This is a genomic window from Frankia sp. BMG5.60 (assembly GCF_059428125.1).
On the sequence record NZ_CM182091.1, the window covers coordinates 4,897,034 to 4,915,467 of the forward strand.

The 18,434-nt window shown below is 72.0% G+C and carries 18 protein-coding genes and 1 tRNA gene; 9 read left to right on the forward strand and 10 right to left on the reverse strand.

The window, feature by feature from the left end:
- Positions 1 to 1,437, reverse strand: a complete 1,437-nt coding sequence (gene egtB, locus AC5R91_RS20125) for an ergothioneine biosynthesis protein EgtB (protein WP_495392878.1) — start codon at positions 1,435 to 1,437, stop codon at positions 1 to 3.
- Positions 1,419 to 3,035, reverse strand: coding sequence for an ergothioneine biosynthesis glutamate--cysteine ligase EgtA (gene egtA, locus AC5R91_RS20130; RefSeq protein WP_495392879.1), 1,617 nt, complete (start codon positions 3,033 to 3,035; stop codon positions 1,419 to 1,421). The genes egtB and egtA overlap by 19 nt, the downstream gene beginning before the upstream one ends.
- Before the next feature lie 378 nt (positions 3,036 to 3,413).
- On the opposite strand from egtA, the gene AC5R91_RS20135 reads away from it, so the two are divergent.
- The 3 genes from AC5R91_RS20135 (at position 3,414) to arfB (ending at position 5,040) form a co-directional block, all read left to right on the forward strand.
- Positions 3,414 to 4,205: a nuclease-related domain-containing protein gene (locus AC5R91_RS20135; protein ID WP_495392880.1), complete on the forward strand. Its 792-nt coding sequence runs from the start codon at positions 3,414 to 3,416 to the stop codon at positions 4,203 to 4,205.
- A 166-nt stretch (positions 4,206 to 4,371) separates the two neighbouring features.
- Complete coding sequence (locus tag AC5R91_RS20140) at positions 4,372 to 4,518, forward strand: DLW-39 family protein (RefSeq protein WP_495392881.1); 147 nt, start codon at positions 4,372 to 4,374, stop codon at positions 4,516 to 4,518.
- 87 nt (positions 4,519 to 4,605) lie between these two features.
- The gene (gene arfB / locus AC5R91_RS20145; RefSeq protein ID WP_044885673.1) at positions 4,606 to 5,040 is read left to right on the forward strand and encodes an alternative ribosome rescue aminoacyl-tRNA hydrolase ArfB; all 435 of its coding nucleotides are present in this window, start codon (positions 4,606 to 4,608) and stop codon (positions 5,038 to 5,040) included.
- A gap of 76 nt (positions 5,041 to 5,116) precedes the next feature.
- On the opposite strand, the gene AC5R91_RS20150 is transcribed toward arfB, so the two are convergent.
- The 5 genes from AC5R91_RS20150 to AC5R91_RS20170 form a co-directional block, all read right to left on the reverse strand.
- Positions 5,117 to 5,464, reverse strand: a complete 348-nt coding sequence (locus AC5R91_RS20150) for a molybdopterin oxidoreductase (protein ID WP_495392882.1) — start codon at positions 5,462 to 5,464, stop codon at positions 5,117 to 5,119.
- A gap of 123 nt (positions 5,465 to 5,587) precedes the next feature.
- Complete coding sequence (locus AC5R91_RS20155; protein ID WP_495392883.1) at positions 5,588 to 6,442, reverse strand: ABC transporter permease; 855 nt, start codon at positions 6,440 to 6,442, stop codon at positions 5,588 to 5,590.
- Positions 6,439 to 7,302, reverse strand: a complete 864-nt coding sequence (locus AC5R91_RS20160) for an ABC transporter permease (protein ID WP_495392884.1) — start codon at positions 7,300 to 7,302, stop codon at positions 6,439 to 6,441. Before AC5R91_RS20160 ends, AC5R91_RS20155 begins: the two co-directional genes overlap by 4 nt.
- Before the next feature lie 25 nt (positions 7,303 to 7,327).
- On the reverse strand, positions 7,328 to 8,599 hold the full coding sequence (locus tag AC5R91_RS20165; protein WP_495392885.1) for an ABC transporter substrate-binding protein: 1,272 nt from the start codon (positions 8,597 to 8,599) through the stop codon (positions 7,328 to 7,330).
- A 71-nt stretch (positions 8,600 to 8,670) separates the two neighbouring features.
- Positions 8,671 to 10,020, reverse strand: a complete 1,350-nt coding sequence (locus tag AC5R91_RS20170; protein ID WP_495392886.1) for an ABC transporter ATP-binding protein — start codon at positions 10,018 to 10,020, stop codon at positions 8,671 to 8,673.
- A 276-nt stretch (positions 10,021 to 10,296) separates the two neighbouring features.
- Between AC5R91_RS20170 and AC5R91_RS20175 the strand changes: the two genes are divergently transcribed.
- The 3 genes from AC5R91_RS20175 (at position 10,297) to AC5R91_RS20185 (ending at position 13,019) form a co-directional block, all read left to right on the forward strand.
- Positions 10,297 to 11,205: a maleylpyruvate isomerase family mycothiol-dependent enzyme gene (locus AC5R91_RS20175; protein ID WP_495392887.1), complete on the forward strand. Its 909-nt coding sequence runs from the start codon at positions 10,297 to 10,299 to the stop codon at positions 11,203 to 11,205.
- Between the two features lie 238 nt (positions 11,206 to 11,443).
- Entirely contained in the window at positions 11,444 to 12,505 is a 1,062-nt protein-coding gene (locus AC5R91_RS20180; protein WP_495392888.1) for a ParA family protein, read from the forward strand.
- Positions 12,506 to 12,946: 441 nt separating this feature from the next.
- Positions 12,947 to 13,019 (forward strand) — tRNA-Ala (locus AC5R91_RS20185).
- Between the two features lie 715 nt (positions 13,020 to 13,734).
- Here AC5R91_RS20185 and AC5R91_RS20190 read toward each other — a convergent pair.
- Positions 13,735 to 13,902: a tetratricopeptide repeat protein gene (locus tag AC5R91_RS20190; RefSeq protein ID WP_495398013.1), complete on the reverse strand. Its 168-nt coding sequence runs from the start codon at positions 13,900 to 13,902 to the stop codon at positions 13,735 to 13,737.
- A 15-nt stretch (positions 13,903 to 13,917) separates the two neighbouring features.
- Complete coding sequence (locus AC5R91_RS20195) at positions 13,918 to 15,240, reverse strand: Dyp-type peroxidase (protein WP_495392889.1); 1,323 nt, start codon at positions 15,238 to 15,240, stop codon at positions 13,918 to 13,920.
- A 299-nt stretch (positions 15,241 to 15,539) separates the two neighbouring features.
- On the opposite strand from AC5R91_RS20195, the gene AC5R91_RS20200 reads away from it, so the two are divergent.
- The 3 genes from AC5R91_RS20200 to AC5R91_RS20210 all read left to right on the forward strand — a co-directional run bounded on the left by AC5R91_RS20200 (position 15,540) and on the right by AC5R91_RS20210 (position 17,592).
- Positions 15,540 to 15,902: a hypothetical protein gene (locus AC5R91_RS20200; RefSeq protein ID WP_495392890.1), complete on the forward strand. Its 363-nt coding sequence runs from the start codon at positions 15,540 to 15,542 to the stop codon at positions 15,900 to 15,902.
- 446 nt (positions 15,903 to 16,348) lie between these two features.
- Complete coding sequence (locus tag AC5R91_RS20205; RefSeq protein WP_495392891.1) at positions 16,349 to 16,753, forward strand: MerR family transcriptional regulator; 405 nt, start codon at positions 16,349 to 16,351, stop codon at positions 16,751 to 16,753.
- A 113-nt stretch (positions 16,754 to 16,866) separates the two neighbouring features.
- Entirely contained in the window at positions 16,867 to 17,592 is a 726-nt protein-coding gene (locus tag AC5R91_RS20210; RefSeq protein ID WP_495392892.1) for a nucleoside/nucleotide kinase family protein, read from the forward strand.
- A gap of 58 nt (positions 17,593 to 17,650) precedes the next feature.
- Here the strand turns inward: AC5R91_RS20210 and AC5R91_RS20215 are convergent, their stop codons facing one another.
- Positions 17,651 to 18,277 carry a class I SAM-dependent methyltransferase gene (locus tag AC5R91_RS20215; RefSeq protein WP_495392893.1) on the reverse strand — a complete coding sequence of 209 codons (627 nt, stop codon included), beginning with the start codon at positions 18,275 to 18,277 and terminating at the stop codon, positions 17,651 to 17,653.
- Positions 18,278 to 18,434 lie beyond the last annotated feature (157 nt).

The following is an 18,434-nucleotide window of genomic DNA, read 5'->3' on the forward strand; positions in this document are numbered from 1 at the left end:
TCAGCCGGCGTCGCGAGCCAGGCGGAAGCCCGCGAAGATCTGGCGGCGGATCGGGTAGTCCCAGTTGCGGAAGGTGGTGCGCACGGCTGCGGGGTCCGTCGCCCAGCTTCCCCCGCGCAGGACCCGGAACGCCGAATCCGTCCCCGGCTTCGGGAAGAAGACCTCGCTGTACTCGCGGTAGGGATGGGACCGGAAACCCGGGTACGGAGTGAAACCGCTCGCGGTCCATTCCCACACGTCCCCGATCATCTGCTCGGCTCCGCAGGGACTCGCGCCCGCGGGAAAGGCCCCCAGCGGGGCCGGGCCACTCGTGCGATGCCCCAGGTTGGCACGCTCCGGCGTCGGATCGGCGTCGCCCCATGGATAGCGCCGTGAACGTCCGGTGGCCGGATCGTGAGCGGCGGCCTTCTCCCACTCCGCCTCCGTGGGCAGCCGGCGGCCGGCCCAGCGGGCGTGCGCCTCGGCCTCGTACCAGCAGACGTGCTGGACCGGCTCGTCGAGTGGCACCGGCTCGACCCGGCCGAAGCGCCGGCGCAGCCACACCTCACCGTCGCGCCACCAGAACGCCGGCGCCGTCAGGTTTTCCTGCCGGCGCCACTGCCAGCCCGCGGGCGACCACAGCCGCTCATCGTCGTAACCGCCGGCGTCGATGAAGGCGATGTGCGCCCGGTTGGACACCGGCAGGGTGTCGATCCAGAACGCCGGCAGGTCCACCCGGTGCGCGGGCCGCTCGTTGTCGTAGGCCCAGGGCTCGGTGCTCGTGCCGAGCGTGCACGGCCCGGCCGGCACCAGCACCTCGGCGCGCGGGACGGTCCGTCCGGGCGGCGGCGCCTGTCCCGGGGCGAGCAGTGGCGGTCCGGCGCGGAGCTGATGGGTGGCGAGCATCGTCTCGTCGTGCTGGTGCTCGTGCTGGATGACCATGCCGTAGACGAAGCCGCCGACGAGCAGCCGGCGCCGGTCCGCGGCCGGGCCGCCGGGGCTGGGCGGCTCGCCGGGTCCGCCGGCGCCGGGAACCGGCGGCGCGTCGGCCTCCCCGGCGTCGGTGGGCAGCGGAGCGAGCCGGTCGAGGGCGTCGAGGGTTCGGCCGCGGACCTCGCGAAGGTAGGCGCGGGCCTCGGCCGGGTCGAGCAGGGCGAGGCGGATCCGGCTGGCCCGGCTGTGCCGGAAGGCGTCGTAGACGTCGTCCAGGCCCGGCCGGGTCGCGGCGGCATCGCCGAGCGCGCGCACCAACCACAGGTCCTCGTAGTTGCCGATGTGGGCGAGGTCCCAGACCAGCGGCGACATCAGCGGCGAGTGCTGGCGGACGAGTTCCTCGGCGTCGATGTCGGTGTAGGCCAGCGAGCGCGCCCGCGCGAGGCCGAGGGCGTCGGCCACGGCCTGGGCGGTGACCGGCGCCGCCGAGGACGCCGGTTCCTGGGTCAGGCGACCGATACGCACAGTTGTGCCTCCTCGCGCATCAGGCCGGTCGGGCCGATCAGGATGAACCGCTCGGACAGCTCGTCGGCCGGACATCGGCCCCGCTGTGGATAACGTTCGCCGAACATCTCGACCGCGTCCGCGAGGTCGGCGCAGCCGGCGCGGCGCAGCGCGGCGGCGGCCAGCTCCAGGCAGCGCACCGCCGCCAGCCGCAGGGGCTCGTCGGCCATGCCGAGCATCGCCGCCGCCGGCCAGCGCCGCGCCACCGGCGCGCACGCCTGTGCCGCCGCCTCGGCGGCGACCGGATCGTCGAGCAAGGCGGTGGCCACCGCCACCGCCACCCGCCAGCCCTCCCCCGGCTGGGCGTCGAGGTAGCGCAGTTCCCACCAGCCCCGCGGGCGGACGGGCGGGAACAGTGTCGTCGCGTGGTACGACAGATCGTCGAGGGTGGGTGCCCGCTCGACCGGGCCCCGCCCGGCGATCCAGTCCCCGAACGTGTGCCCGCCGGTGGCCGCGACGAAGCGGCGGTCCTCGCCGGGCCCGATGTCGCCCGCCGGGTCGCCGATCATCATCAGCTTCGCCTCCAGCAGGTACCGCGCCCAGCGGCCGGCGAGATCACCGGGGCGCGCCGCCGCCGCGCCGGGCCCCGCGTCACCGCCCGCCGCCGGCAGCGCGGACAGGTCCAGCACGGAGCCGGTGCGGCTCGCGTCGATACCCGACCAGACCGCCTGGCGGGTCGAGCGCCAGCCGGTTCGCCGGCCGGTCAGCGCCGGCGAGGCGGCGAACATCGCGGTCAGCACCGGCCCGACCGCGTGAGCCAGCCGAAACCGGTCGGCCGCCTGCGCGGGCGTGGCACCGAGATCCAGATTCACCTGGACGGACGCGGTCGAGAACATCATCACCTCGCCGGAGGTCCCCCCACCGGTCCGGAAATGCTCCTCCATGGCGGCGTACCGGGACGCGGTGGTCTGGCACACCCCGGCGCGCAGCGGGTCGACCCCCATCCCGACGATCGCGAGGCCGTCCTCGGCCAGCGCCGCCCGTACCAGGTGCAGATCCGCGGCGGTGGACTTGACGGCGGCCGCGAGCCCGGCCGGCGGACCCGACAGCTCCAACTGGCCGCCGGGCTCGAAGGTGAGCCGGCTGCCCCCCGGCAGGACCGGCCCGGCGGCGCCGGTGGTCAGGCCGGCGATCCAGTCGAGCGCCCGGCGGGTCCGCGCGGGCGGGACCGGCCGGTGGACCGCCCGGCTGTCCACGACGAACCACTCCGTCTCGATCCCCACCGACGTCCCGAGTCCCACCGGCGTCCCGAGTCCCACCGGCGTCCCGTGGTCCGCTGAGGTCGCGCGGGCCGCCGGCGTCTGGAGGCGCGCGACCTCGCCGGCGGGTACCGAGAGCGACCCACCCGCGGGGATCTCGGCCGGGGTGACGCAGCCGGCGGCGAAGGCCCACACCGCGTCGAGGTCGATCGGCCGGTCCGGGTGAGCCGACTCCGGGCGAGCCGGGGCGGAGGGCTGTCCGGCAGGCGACTGTCGGCCTGGCGACGGCGCTCCGGGCGACCGGTGGGACGACGGAGGCTCATTGTCCCCGGATCCCCGGAGTGTCACGTGACGTGGCATCCTGCGGCTCCTTCTCGGTGCTGCCACTGGTCGGCACGGCGCCCGGTGGCGGCCTTCCCGGGGGTTCTCCCCTGCGCAGCCCGCTCCCTACCCGGCCGTCGTGTGTGGTGTCGCCTCGGCCGGTTCGCCGATGGGTGGTATAGATGTGGGTTCAACGTGGTTCTCTCTCGCATATTCCACGCCCCTGACCCTGTCGCTGTTGTGTATTCGATGGAATGGTGACCGGGATGGACCAGAAAGCCGGTAGCGCGCCGTGACGAACTGGCGCCCGACCCGGTCCCGGACCCGGAGACAACGCCGAGCGCGACGGCGTCATGACGGCGCCGGGAGGTGGTGACCGCGGCCGTGTCCGATCGACAGTCAGCGGGACGTTCGGCCATGGCCGAGTACCTGCGGCGTAAACAGTTGTATTCCGCCGAACGCGGAGATCACAAAGGTCGGGCGCTGGCCATCGGCGGGGCCCTCGCGGTGGGCGCGGCTCTGGTCATCGCCGTGCTGTGCGCTCTCGCCGGGCTGCCCGGCGTCGGAACCGCCCAGCTTGCGGTGCTCGCCGCGATCGCGGTCGGTGTCGTCGGCGCCGTGCGCTTCCTGCGCACCCCGCCGGAGATCGAGGCCTGGCGCGAGGACGCGGAGGCCGAACGCAGCACAGCCCGCGCACTCGACCGACTGGTCCGCGCCGGCTACACCGTCCTGCACGATCGTTGCCTGGCGGACTCGGCCGGCAACATCGACCACCTCGTCATCGGGCCGTCCGGGGCCTGGGTGATCGAGACCGACGCCCACCAGGGGCCCGTCCGGCAGAACGCGGCCGGTGTCTGGGCCGGCAAGGTGCCGCTGCGGGCGATGCTCGGCCTGGTGGCGTGGATGGGCGAGGAGGCCACCGCCCAACTGCTCGGCGAGCTGCCGGACGGCTGGCAGCTCGAGGTCCAACCGGTCGTCGCCTTCGCCCGCGCCGAGGTTCCGGCCGGCCTCGCCCTCGTCGAGGGCGTGCTGCTGCTGCCCGCCGCCGGGGTCGCCGAGTACATCCTGTCCGCCGGGGTGGTGCTGCGGCCCATCGACGTGGCGATGCTGGTGGACGTGGCCGAGCGGGCGTTTCCCGCCTACGAGGTGTCCGGGCCCCCGCCGTCCTGGCCCGCCCGCTCCCGGCTGCGCGGCCTGCTGCGTCGCTGATCCGGTCGCTGATCCGGTCGCTGATCCGGTCGCTGGTCCGGTCGCGGACCTGCCGCGGGGCAGGTCGAGATCGGTCGGCGGACCCGTCGCGGACAGGCCGGCGATGGTCGGGATACCGTGGAACGACGGAGCCACCCCGGCCGAGGACGCCGACGAAGGAGTCGACATGGCGCGCAAGATGACCGTGCTGGCGCTGCTGGCTGGTGCGGGGGCCGCCTTCTCCGCCGCCCGGCGGCGATCCCGGGGCAAGGAGGAGATCGACCTCTGGCGGGAGGCGACGTCCACCACCGGGTACCCGGCCGGCGGCCGCTGACCTTCGCAGCGGCGGCGGGGCGCCGCAGCGGCTCGGCGGCGCGGAACTCGCCTGACGTCGGGTCCGTGGTCGGGCACCATGGGAGCCATGCTGCCCCGTGAGATCCCGGTTCGCCCGGGTCTCGTACTGCCCTCGGCCGAGCTGCGCTGGCGGTATTCGCGCTCGTCGGGGCCGGGTGGCCAGTCGGTGAACACCTCCGACTCGCGGGTGGAGCTTTCCTTCGACGTCGCCGGCTCGCCGGCACTGTCGCCGACGCTGCGGCAGCGTGCGCTCGCGCGCCTGGGCGACCGGCTCACCGACGGTGTGTTCACCGTCGTCGCCAGCGAGCAGCGTTCGCAACTGCGTAACCGCGAGGCCGCGCTCGACCGGCTGGTCGACGCCCTGCGGGTGGCGACCGCTCCGCCACCGCGCCCGCGGCGGCCGACGCGGCCCTCACGCGGGGCCGTCGAGCGGCGCCTCCAGGCGAAGAAGCAGCGCTCCGCCACGAAACGGGACCGCCGCAGCCGGCCCCCCGACGACTGAGCCCGCCGCTGCCGCCTGGTCAGAGCGCGACGATGCCGCGTCCGAGTTCGATGCCGCGTCAGAGTTCGATGCCGCGTCAGAGTTCGACGATGCCGACGTCGGCGACGAGCGTGCCGAGCAGGCCGGCGGGCGCGGCGAGGTGCAGCTCGATGCGGGTCGCAGGGGTCAGATCCTCGACCACGCGCAGCGGGACGTGGACGGAGCCGCGGGCGCCGATCGGGAAGAAGCGCATCGGCGCACCGTCCCGCTGCAGGATCAGGCAGATCAGCTCGTCGGTCGAGTTGCCGCCGCGGAAGTACAGCGGCTGGGCGGTGACGCCGGCCGGGACCACATAGCTGAACGCCGGCCCGAGCGGGAACGGCGCGTCCAGGCCCCTGCCCTCGAACGGGACGATCCCCTGCAGGAAGCGGGGCGTGGTGAACATCCCCAGCTCCTCCCCTCGAGGCATACGCGCAACCCTGGAGCATGCGCGCGCAGGCCGTCCGGACGCTTCCGCCCCGCGGATTTTCGCTCGAGCGTGTTTCCGTCATGTTACGGCCGGCCCGGGTCAGACCCGCCGGCGGCGCAGCAGGAGCGCGTTGCCGAGCGCGAGCAGCACCCCGACCACGAAGATGATCGTGGCCATCACGTTGACCTGGGGCGGCACGCCGACCCGGGTGGCGCCGAAGACCCACAGCGGGAACGTCAGGGTGCTGCCCGCGTTGAACGTCGTGATGACGTACTCGTCGATCGACATCGCGAAGGCGAGCAACGCCCCCGAGACCACTCCCGGCAGGATGAGCGGCAGCGTGACCAGGCGGAACGTGGTGAACGGGCCGGCGCCGAGGTCGCGGGCGGCCTCCTCGACGGAGCTGTCGAAACCGGCGAGCCGGGCCCGCACGACCACCGCCACGTAGGAGATGTTGAACATGATGTGCGCGATGAGGATGGTCAGGTAGCCCCGCGGCACGCCCATCGTGATGAACAGCGACAGCAGCGACGCGCCGAGCACCACCTCGGGCGCGGCGATGTTGGCGAACATCAGCAGCTCCACACCGCCGCGACCGCGGAAGCTGTGCCGGCCGAGCGCGAGGCCCATCAGGGTGCCGAGCACGGTGGCGACGGCGGTGGACAGCAACGCGATCGTCAGCGAGTTGACCAGCGCGGTGGTGAGGTCGGGGATGGCGAACAGCTCGCCCCACCAGCGCAGGGTGAAGCCGTTCCAGGTGTTGTTGCGCTTGCCCACCCGGTCGTTGAAACCGAAGACGATCATCACGATGATCGGTAGCACCAGCCAGAGCAGGATCAACCAGGTGTAGGCGTGCAGGAGCCGCTCGCCCAGCCGCCCGCCGCGCCGGCCGGACCGCGATCGGCCGTCGCCCGCCGGGTCGAGGCGGGGCGGGGCGGCATCCAGGATGGTCAACGTGCGCTCATCTCCAGGACGTCCCTGGTGCCGAGCAGGCGGGCGTAGACGAAGATCCCGACAAGCAGCACGGCCATCAGGATGAACGACACCGCCGAGGCGAGGGGGTAGTCCGCGTTCGTCAGGTATGTCGTCTGGATGATGTTCCCGATCATCGTGGTGTTCGTGCCGCCGAGGACATAGGCGTTGACGAAGTCCGACGTCGCCGGGACGAACGTGAGCAGGAATCCGGCGAACACCCCGGGCATCGACAGCGGCAGAACGACTCGACTGAACACCCCACAGCGGTTCGCGTACAGGTCGTCGGCGGCCTCCAGCAGCCGCGGGTCGACCCGCTCCAGCGCCACGTAGATCGGCAGCAGCATGAACGGGAAGAAGTTGTACGTCAGGCCGGCGACGACCGCGAACGAGGTGGCCAGGACGTGGAAGTCGGCCGGTAGCAGCCCGGCGTCCTTCAGGTTGCCGAGCACGATGCCGTCGTCGGCGAGCAGAAACCTCCAGGAGACCGTGCGGATGACGAACGAGACGAAGAACGGCAGCAGTACGAGAAACAGGTAGTTGGACTTGTTCCGGCCGGCGTGGAAGGCGATCCAGTAGGCCATCGGATAGGCCAGCAGAATCGTCGCCATCGTGGCGATCAGGCCAAAGATCAGGGAGCGGATGAACTGGGTGTCGTAGGTGGTGATCGCGTCGGCGTAGACGCCGAAGTCGAAGGTCTGCGTGAAGCCGTCGACGACGTTGCCGGTCTGTAGCGAGACCGACAGCATGACGGCCATCGGCACGACGAAGAAGATGGCCAGCCACAGCCCGCCGGGCAGGACGAGGAAGTAGGGGGCGAGGGCCCCGGCCCGCCGCCTCACCGCGCGCCTGTGCCGGCAGCGGCCGTCACGACTGGTAGACCGGCTGGAAGATGCGGTTCCACTCGGTCTCCTCGTCGGTGGTCAGCACCCGGAACCGGCTGACCCGGGAGAGCTCGTCCGCGGACGGGAACAGCAGGGTGGACTTCGCCAGGTCCGCCGGGACGTGCTCGGCGGCCTTCGGTACCGGCGTGATGTAGTTGATGTATTCCGTGAGCATTCCGGCGATCTCGGGCCGGTAGACGAAGTCCATGTAGGAGATGGCATCCACCGGGTGCGGAGCGGTCTTCGGGATGCACATGTTGTCCGTCCACAGCAGGCCGCCCTCGGACGGCACCACGAACTTCAGGTTCGTGCCGGTGGCGATCTGCTGGTAGACGTCGCCGGACCAGGCCATCGAGATCCACAGGTCCCCGCCGGCCAGGGCGTCGATGTAGGACTGGTCGTAGTACTTGCGGACGATTCCGTCCCGGCGCTGCGCGGTAAGCTTCGCGGCGGCCTTCTTCCAGTCGTCCGGGGTGGATTTCGCCGGATCGACGCCGATGCCGAGCAGGGCCAGGTTCGGCAGGTCCTGGTTGTCGCCGAACATGCCGACCTTGCCGGCGAACTTCGGGTCGAACAGGTCGTTGTAGCTGGTGATCTCGCGGCCGGTCTTAGCCGGGTCGTAGGCGATTCCGGTGAGCCCGGACTGCCAGGGGATCGTGAAGGCGTTGCCCGGGTCGTACGTCGGGTTCTTCACGCTCGGCGAGGCGTTCGCGGCGAACGTCGGCAGCCTGGCGTGGTCGAGCGGTGCGAGGTAACCGAGCTGCATCACCCGGCTCAGCGTGATGCCGTTGGTGAGCACCATCAGGTCGTAGCCGATCGACCTGCCGGCGGCCAGCGTCGGTCGGATCTGCGCGAAGAACGACTCGTTGTCCTGGATCACCTCCCGGTAGGTGACCTTGATGCCGGTCTCCTTCGTGAACACGTCCAGCGACGGATGGTCGGCGTCGGTGGAGCCGACGTCCATGTAGAGCGGCCAGTTCGCGAAGTCGAGGGTGCCGGCCTTCGTCCGGTCCTTCCAGAACGACGCGGCATCGTCACCCGCGGAGTCCTTCTTCTCCCCGCTGACGCCGCAGGCGGCGAGGAACGCCGCCCCGCCGGCCAGCCCCGCGAACCGCAGCAGACCGCGGCGGCCGAACCGGGCCTGCGTCAGGCCGCGCAGCATCGCGGGGTCCGCAGGCGCCGCGGCCTGCGGATCACCGCCGCTTCGGTGGTCGCCGGAGCGGCCGGCGTCGCCGGGGGTGTCGGGCTGCGTCACGGTGCGCGTTCCTCTGGATCAGGGCAGGCCCGGCAGGTATGCCCGCCGGGTCCGCGTGCTGGCCTGTGCTGTCAGTGGGAGACCCGGTACGCCACCGGGTCCGCCGAGGTCCCCGCCGCCGGGTCAACCGAGTCGGACGGGTCAACCGAGTCGGACGGGTCGACCGAGTCGGGCAGGACGTAGGAGTGTTCCGGCAGCCAGGACAGCCAGATCTCGTCCCCGCGCTCGGCGACGTTGCCGGCGCCGGTCGAGTTCTGCCAGAACACGGTGATCTCGGTGCCGCCGTGGGTGGCGACCGTGTACGTCGTGTAGGTGCCGAGGTAGACGACCTCGACGATCCGGCCGCGCAGCGCGCAGCCTGGCCCGTCCGGGCGGGTGGCCGACATCTCGATCTTCTCCGGGCGGACGGTCAGCTCGACCTGGTTCCCGGCGCGCAGCGGGCCCGTCTGCGGGTGCAGCGGGGCGCTGAGCCGCTCCTCGACGCCGGCGTCGAGGACGACCGTGGGGCGCCCACCCGGGCCAGTCGCGTCGACCGCGCGGACGGTGCGGCGCAGCAGGTTCGACGTGCCGATGAACCCGGCGACGAAGCGGGTCCGGGGCCGCTCGTAGATGTCCCGCGGCGAGGCGAGCTGCTCGACCCGGCCGCCGTTCATCACCGCGATCCGGTCGGACATCGTCAACGCCTCGCCCTGGTCGTGCGTGACGTAGACGAAGGTGATGCCCATCTCGCGCTGGATGGCCTTGAGCTGGATCTGCATGGTCTGGCGCAGCTTGAGGTCGAGGGCGCCCAGCGGCTCGTCGAGCAGCAGCGCCGCCGGCCGGTTGACCAGCGCGCGGGCCAACGCCACCCGCTGCTGTTGGCCGCCGGAGAGCTCCCGCGGCCGCCGGTCGGCCAACTCCGACAGCTCGACGAGGTCGAGCATCGCCCCGACCCGCTCGCGCAGCTCACGGCCCTTGACCCCGCGCCGGCGCAGGCCGAAGGCCACATTGCCGGCCACATCCAGGTGCGGGAAGAGGGCGTAGCTCTGGAAGACGAGGTTGACGTCCCGGCGGTTCGGCGGCACCGCGGTGACGTCGCGGCCCTGCAACAGGATGCGACCGCGGGTCGGCTCCTCGAAGCCGGCGATCATCCGCAGGGTCGTCGACTTGCCGCACCCCGACGGCCCGAGCAGTGAGAAGAACTCGCCCGGCCTGATCGCGAGATCGACGCGGCTGACCGCCGGCACCGCCCGGCCGCGGGACTGGTAGTCCTTGGCCACCCCGACAAGCTCGATCGCCGCCGGCGCCCCGATCCCGGCGTCGCGGATCTCAGCGTCGCGGATCTCAGCGTCGCGGATCTCAGCGTCGCCGGTCCCGGCGTCGCGGGTGTCGACATCGCCGGTCGCGGTGTCACTGGTCGCGGTGTCACTGGTCGCTGTCACGTCGTCACCACGGGCACCGCTCAGCTCGCATCCGCCCTCGGCCTCCGTCTGTCGCCCATCCCGACACCGCGATGACCTGACGGCGCTGTCCAGTCGGTTCGACCCTCCCAGCAGCCTTGCGGGACAGCAAGGGATCGGTCGGTAAAGAGTCTGTGTCGCGACTGATTCAATGGTGATCTTGGCGTGCGGCCGGGCATTCCTGCGATGTTCGGGCCATCGTTACGGGAATGGCGTTTCGCCTGGCGTATCGCCGCCCGCAGGGTGCACGGTGGAAGCATGGCTGCCCCGTCCTCTCCCCGACCTTCCGCCATCGGCGTGCCCGAGGCCGACGCCGACGCGGCTGCCGATCGTGAGTTCGGCCCGGTACGCGGCGACGTGGGCCCCGACCCCGACCCGGGGCCGGCGCAGGAGTCCGGCATCGAGGCGTCGGCGTCGTCCGCGGCCTGGTCCGCCGGCCCCGACTACCTGCCCTCCGTGGTGCCGCACGACCGCCTGGCCGGCTGCGCCGCCGCCCACCGCCGGCTGTTGGACCTGGTGGAGCGGGTGGACGACGACGTGCTGCGCCGCCCGTCGGGGCTGCCCGGGTGGACGGTCGCCCACCTGCTCACCCACCTGGCCCGCAACGCCGAGGGCCACAGCGGGATGGTCGAGGCCGCGGCCGGAGGCGACGTCCGCGACCAGTACCCGGGCGGTCAGGAGCAGCGCGACGGTGACATCGCCGCCGGCCGCGACCTGCCCGCCGCCACCGTGCGGGCCGAGGTCGCCGCCGCCGTCACGCGCCTGGAACGCGCCTGGGACGCCGTCCACGTCGACGTCTGGCGCACCGGCTTCGGGCAGGTCAGCACGTACGGCGTGACGACCCTCGCCGATCTGGTCTTCCTGCGGTGGCGGGAGACCGAGATCCACCTCGTCGATCTCGCCCTCACCGACCTCGGCGGACCCCGCTGGGCGGACCTGAGCCCCGCCTACGTCGAGGTCGAATGGGCCTGGACCGTGCGGGGCCTGCCATCGCGGCTGCCGCCGGAGGTCACCGTCCTGCTCGCGCCGGGCGACCGGCCGTCGACCGCGGTCGGGCGGGGGGACGAGCTGGTCGTCGTCGACGCCCCGACCATCCCCGCGCTGGCCTGGCTGACCGGCCGCGACCCGGGCCACCCCGAGTGGCCCAAGCTCGGCCCCTGGTGGTGACCGGCGGGAGCCCGCCGCCCTTGGGAGCGGGTCCGCCCAGCGCAGACCCGTCGTGAGCCGTGCCTGGAACAGTCCGTCGGCCGCCCTCGTCGCCGAGACGCGCCCGCGGCGGGTGTCTCCCGCTCATGCCTGCAATTCGGGCAGGCGAGAGAATGCCTGGCGTGTCGGACAACAGGGACAACCGGGGTGAGGCCACACACGGCGGGCAGCGGCACCAGGGACGCGATCGGATCCGCGCGTGATCACTATGGCGCTGTTCAACAACAAGGGTGGCGTCGGTAAGACGACTCTGGCCTACCACCTGGCGCACATGCTCCAGCGGATGGGTCACCGCGTGCTCGCCGTCGATCTCGACCCGCAGGCGAACCTGACCGCGCAGTTTCTCGACGAGGACGAGCTGACCCGGCTCTGGGCGGAACCGGAGGACACCGCGTCGTCGGCGCCGAAACCCGTCGAGTTCGACGTGCGCCCAGCGCGGGTCTTCACTGGCACGGGAACGATGGCCACCGCCATCGCGCCGATCATGGAGGGCATCGGGGACGTCGAGCTGCCCGACCCGGTGATGATCGAGGACGGCCTCTGGCTGCTGCCCGGGGACGTCGAACTGAGCGTCTTCGAGGACCGGCTGTCCGCCGCCTGGCCGAACAGCTTCCTCGGCAAGGACATCGCCGCGCTGCGGACGACGACGGCGCTGCACCGGGTCATCGACAACGGCGCGCGCACCGTCGGCGCCGAGATCGTGCTCATCGACGTCGGCCCGAACCTCGGCGCGATCAACCGGGCGTCGCTGCTGTCCGCCGACACGGTGCTCATGCCGCTGGCCGCCGACCTGTTCTCGCTGCGCGGCCTGCGCAACCTCGGCCCGACGCTGCGGGAGTGGCGTTCGACCTGGCAGGGCACCGTGCTGCCGAAGGTGCCCGAGCGGATCCCGGCGCCCCGCGGCCTGATGATGCCCATCGGCTACATCGTCATGCAGCCGCCCGCCCGCGCCGACCGCCCGGCCAAGGCCCACGACCGCTGGCTCGACCGCATCCCCGAGGTCTTCGCCACCTCGGTGCTCACCAGCGGCAACCCCGGCCCGCACGACCGTTCCTTCGAGATCGCGACCCTGCGGCACTACGCCAACCTGATCCCGCTGGCCCACGACGCCCGCAAGCCCATGTTCGAGCTGCGCGCCGGCGACGGCGCCCTCGGCGGCACCCAGACCGCCGTCCGCCGCTGCTACTCCGACTTCCGCGACCTCGCCGTCAAGGTCCGCGAACGCCTCGCCTTCATCGACCCCACCCTCCGCCGCTCCTGACCCGCCGGCCACCACGACCTGGCCTGCACGTCGCGATGACCCGGCCGGGTCACCGCGACGTGGAGCCGTCCCGGGTCACCGCCCCTCAGTGGTCCATGAGGAGTTATCCACAGGCCCCCGTCGATGACCTCCAGCGGCCACCGCGGACGTTATCCACAGGACCTGCGTCACAGCCCCTTGAAGGGCAGCGTGGAAAGTTATCCACAGGACCCAGGTCGCCCTCGAAGGGCAGCGTTGGAGTTATCCACAGGGGCGGGGTCGCGCCACGCTGCTCCCGGGCAGGCACCGAATCGGTCGGACGGCGCCCAGAGCGACAGGCGATGACGCCCACGTCCTCCCGCCCTGGTGAAGGTCCGGGATGGTGTCGATGCCGTAGTCTAGGGGGCGCCTCTCCGAGCGGCGCCCGTCTCCGGGCGGCGCGGCCCGGCCGAGGCAGGTCCAGGGGACGTAGCTCAATTGGCAGAGCACTGCCTTTGCAAGGCAGGGGTTAGGGGTTCGATTCCCCTCGTCTCCACGCGCTGGATTCGGCTGTTCGCCGCCCTTCGGGCGGCTTCCCAGCTGCCGCAATGCCTGCCCGGGGGGTCGACCCCCCGGACCCCCGATGTGGCGTGGCAGCTTCCTACGTCGCCTCTTCCTGCTGAACTCGCGGTGCGCATCGCGGTGGGGTTGGTCGGTGACGCCTTCGGGTCGGGCCCGGTGGAGTAGTGCCCGTCGAGACCGGCCCTTTCGGATTCGGGGCCGTTCCGTGCGGTCAGCTCACGGGACCGGCGGGACGCCGAGGGCGTGCAGGATGGCCCGGCGGACCGATTCGAGTGCCTCCACCTGACCGGCCTGGAAGGCGGCCCGCTCCCCGCTCGTCATCCACCGCGAGTCCGGTCGGCACGGATGCAGATCAAGGGCCGTCCGCAGCGCGGCGCCCGCGCAGCCCAGTCGGGACGGCCACAGACCATCGTTCTGGAGATCTTCGAGCGGATCGCGGACGGGTTCGGCATCCCACAGGTATGCATCGGCCGGGCGGGCACGACGGGCAGCGTTCCGGAGCCCGACCTGGACCCGCCGGCGTGTCGATCGCGGAGGAGGGCATTGGCGACGGCCTGGCCGCCCGGGCCCGGATCACTCTCATCGTGCGATCGGGGAAGCTGAACCGCTGGCCCTGCGGACCGGTCGTCATGTCCGCCCTTCCCGAACGGCCCGACCGTCCGGCCTGCCAGCGGCGAGGCCTTCTGTGATCACATGTCGAGGAAGCCTCGAGCAGCTTCAATATTGAAACGGATTGTCTTGCCACTTGGGTGATCGTGGCCGTAGACGCCTCCGGTGATGGCCAGGGCACGGTGGAGCATCGGCATCGCTTCAGCGACCCGGCCCAGGGTTAGCAGTGCCGAGGCCAGGTTTTTCAGGGCGGTGGCGAGAGTTCAGCGGTTCTCGAGCAGGGGTTGGGCGAGGTAGCCGCCCGGAGGGGGCAGGGGTGGGACCGCGAACAGGGCGCTGGAGGTGGGGCGGATGAAGGCGTTCAGGGCGTCCGACGCGGCCATCGTCTGCTGGATCGGTATGAAGGCTGTCCGCGGATCGGCCTGGTAGGCGGCGAAGAACAGGCCCGCGTCCCGGGTGCCGGCCGGGTCCAACCCGTCGTCGTAGGAGTAGCTGCGCCGGTACAGGACGGCACCGCCGTTCGCGGGCGGGCTCGTCACCCGGACATGGGCGTCGGCCGCGATGGCGAATCGGCCGTCGGCACGGCGGACGTTGATGTCCGGCACGGTGAACGCCGTGCCGTCGGCGCCGGCCGACAGCGGGACGCCATCGGACTCCCGCCGGCCGATCACCTCGTCCCGGTCCGACTCGCCGAGTCGTCCCCAGGCGTCGAACAGCATCCGGATGCGCCGACACACCAGGTAGCTGCCGCCGCGCATCCACGCGGGCTCCCCCGAGGCCCAGACGGCCTGATCGAACTGGGGCGTGCCCGGCTGTGGGTTGCCCATCCCGTCGAGCTGCCCCATCAGGTTGCGGTGTGTGCCCGAGGGGTCCGCCGAGCCGGCGTCGGTGGGCTGGAACCCCCGCTGCTCCCAGCGGGCGGCCGCGAACGGCGCGGCGAGCGCACCCATCCGGGCCGCGGCCGTCACAGCCGCCGCCGGATCGGTGGCGCACACCTGCACCGCGAGGTCCCCGCCGCTGCGGGCCGGGTCGAGCTGGTCGCCGGGCATCGCCGGGATGTCGGCGAGCTCCCCGGGCATCCGCCCGTCGAGACCTGCGCGGCGCAGCGCCGACGCGCCGAGCCCGACGGTGACGGTCGACCCCGCCCTGCCGTCGACCGTCCCGTCCGGGCCGCCGCCCGGTGCCGGCGCGGTCGTCAACGCCGCCGCGCCGGAGGTCCACGCGCGCAGCAGCGCCTCGAGCGACGGGCGCGCCATGCCGGGATCGGCAGCAGTCAGGTCGTAGGCGGTGAAGACCAGCCATCCCAGGGGAGGATCGGCGATCCCGGGCTGGTGGCGGGCGTCGTCGGCGGCCAGGGCGGTGCCGGCCCCGAGGCCGGGCAGTCCCCTCGGGGCGAGAGCGCCGCCGACGATGCCGGCGCCGCCGAGCAGTCCCGCGTTGCCGAACAGTCGCGCGGCGCCGAGCAGTCCGGCGGTGCCGAGCACGCCGCGCCGATGCGGATCCCGCGACTCGGGGGACTGCCCGGCCACCCGCTCGGGGGGCCGATCCGCCGGCCGCCGGAAGGCGACGGGAGCCCGGCCCTCCACCAGCACGTCATCGGATAGTCGAACTGCGTCATCGTGGCCTCGCGCCGCGTCCGCCGGATGCATGAGCATCATGTGACCAGTAACAGAAAGCGATGACACGTAACCGATGGTCTGCAGTGCTCGTGTCGCCGGACATCCGACTCAGGGGCGGATCTCATGGACGCGCCGCGCCCACGGCCGAGGGCGGGCATCGTGCGCCAGTGAGCACGAGTCGGCCCGCGCGTCGTGGAACCACAAGCTTCTCAAGGCCCTTCGGCAATGAGGGTCATGGACCCTACCGGCGCGCCGCCGCGGCCGAGTTGCCCTGTTCGCCGGTCCAGCGGGACCGCGACGTAACCGGATGGCTGGCGCTCGCCCGCGCCGACGACATGCGGGTGGTCACCAGCGCGGCGACCCTCGTCGAGGTGGTCCATCCGCGGGTCAGGCGGCCCGCGCTGGAGTGGACGCTGTCTCGGCTCGTCGTCGAGCCCGTCACCGAGCTGCTGGCCCGCCACGCCGCCGCGCTGCTCGGCGAGGCCGGCCTGCACGGTCACCGGCATGCGATCGACGCGATGGTCTGCGCGACCGCGCTGGCCGCCCCCGGCCCGGTCACGGTGCTCACGTCGGATCCCGACGATCTCCTGGTGTTGTGCGGCGGGCGGGTCACCGTCATCAAGATCTGATGCAACGACTACCTGTCTCCCTGGAGCCGAAAAATCTGTGCCCGCGGCAGTAGACATCGGGCGCTGTCCTGGGTAGAGTTCTTCTCGTAGCCAAGAGAGTCCATGGTCGCGCCAGACAGGAACTGGCGCGAGCGGGACGGCAGCCAAGGCGGGCTGTCGAGCACGATGACGCAAGATCAGAAACGCCTGGCCATGTAACGAACGAGAAGAGAGGAGCAGACGCCATCAGGATCGCCGGAGCGATGCTCTAGCTCGCTCGGCTACCGCCGGCCCCAGATTGGAAGGTGGTCCCCGGTCACGCATATGCGATCCCCGCGTCCCCGCCCGCTCGGGGCGGTCACGCGGATACAGAGATCCGGCGTACCTCGCCGGTAGATGGTGTTGACCCCTCGGGACCCTGGTGCCATACGGCACCGGGGTCCCTCGATGTGTGCTCAAGAGGCGCGATGACCCCTGGAACCACCCGCAAACCGGCCGACAGCCTTGACGACGACGACTACCCCGCCTTCACCATGGGCCGTGCGGCCGACATGCTCGGCACCACCCCCGCGTTCCTGCGAGCCCTCGGCGAGGCCGGCCTGATCACTCCCCTGCGTTCGGACGGCGGTCACCGCCGCTACTCCCGCCACCAACTCCGCCTTGCCGGTCGCGCCCGCGAACTCGTCGACGGGGGCACCGCGATCGACGCCGCCTGCCGCATCGTCCTGCTCGAAGACCAACTGGCCGAGTCCCGACGGCTCAACGAGCAGCTACGGCAACAGGCCACCGGGCCGCCACCCACCGAACCTTCGGCGTCGTCACGTTCAGCGTCGTCACCTTCAGCGTCGCCGGCGGCGGGCGGTGGTGAGTAGGCCGGTGAGGGCGAGCAGCATCCAGGCCGTGAGGTAGCCGAACGCTGCGGTAATACCCGCCGTCAAAGTCCGTCGATACCCTCCGCCTGGGGCGGGTCGCGTAATCTTCCGATGTGAGCGGGAATTGTCATCCCGTCGGCCCGTATGCGGATGCGGATGCCGAGATCGAGACGGCACGGCTCACGGTTGTGGACACCCTGGCCGAGTGGATTGTCGCCCTGTGCCGGGAGCGGGTCGTGCGGGTCGCCCTCGACGGTCCGGACGCGGCCGGAAAGACGACTCTGGCCGACGAGTTGGCCGAGCGGATCGGCGGCCTGGGGCGGCCCGTCATCCGCGCCGGGGCGGATGCGTTTCACCGGCCGCGGGCGGAACGTCGTCGGCGCGGTCCGCTGTCACCGCAGGGGTATTTCCTGGACGCCTTCGACCACGGCGCGCTGCGGCGGCTGCTCCTCGACCCACTCGGCCCGGGCGGCGACCGGTGGTACCGGACCGCCGCGTTCGACCTGCGCACGGAGACGGCGGTCGACGCGCCCGCCGACCTGGCACCGGCCGATGCGGTGCTGCTCGTCGACGGTGTCTTTCTGTTGCGCCGGGAGCTGCGGGAGCACTGGGACGCGAGCATCTTCCTGAGCATCAGCCCCGGCGAATCGCTGTGCCGGGCGCTGCTGCGCGACGTCGACCTCTTCGGCTCTCCGGCCGCGGTCCGGGAGCGTTACGAGGCCCGCTATCTGCCGGCTCAGGAGATGTACCGCCGGAATGCCGTCCCGCACGAGCGCGCGCACTTTCTGCTCGACAACACCGATCCCGCCAACCCGCGCATCCTGCGCTCGCCGGCCTGAATCCCGGACATCTCACGGCGACCGGCGCGACACACCTGCCGACAGGACGCTCCTGCCATCAGGACGCGCCTCGCCTGCGACCGAATGGGACTGCTGCTCGGTGAGAGGGGCGGTCGGCGGTGATGACCACCAGGTCGCGGTGCTGCCAGGTGACCGCGGTGTCGAAACCGGCCTGGTGAAGCCAGTCGAGCTGGTCGGGCAACGGGCTCGGTTTGTCATGGACGCCGTCGATGGGAGTGACGACGTCCCCAGGGTCGTCCGGCACGACCACATCCGCGAGCACGAAGCGGCCGCTCGGCGGCAGGATCGCGGCGATCCGGCGGAACAGGTCGGCCTTCCCGGGCCCGTCGAGATGGTGGACGGCCAGCGCCGAGATCACCAGGTCGAACGGGCCGGCGGGGAGCGGCTCCTCGAGCCGGCCGACGCGTAGGTCGGCGGGTGGCAGGCGGGGGCGGGCGGCGTCGAGCATCGCCGGGTTCTCGTCGAGCGCGACGAGAGCGGCGTCCGGATGGATGCCGAGCACGCGCCCGCTGGTCTCGCCCGTGCCCACCCCGAGATCGAGCATGCGCATCACCCGCCGGTCCACTGTCGCCGCCGCCACCTCATCCTGGAGCCGTTCGTAGTGCGGCACCTCGGCGACCACCATGGCCCGATAGGTCCCAGGGTCGAAGTGATATTGCGACATCCCTTCCTTGTACGCCGCCGGGCGCGACAAGACAGCCGGATCGCCCATCCCGCGACGAGACGTCGGCGAGAACGAGCACGAGAACGAGCACGAGAACGAGCACGAGAACGAGGCCGAGAGCGAGGCCGAGAACGAAGCCGGCGGCCGGAGGCGGCGG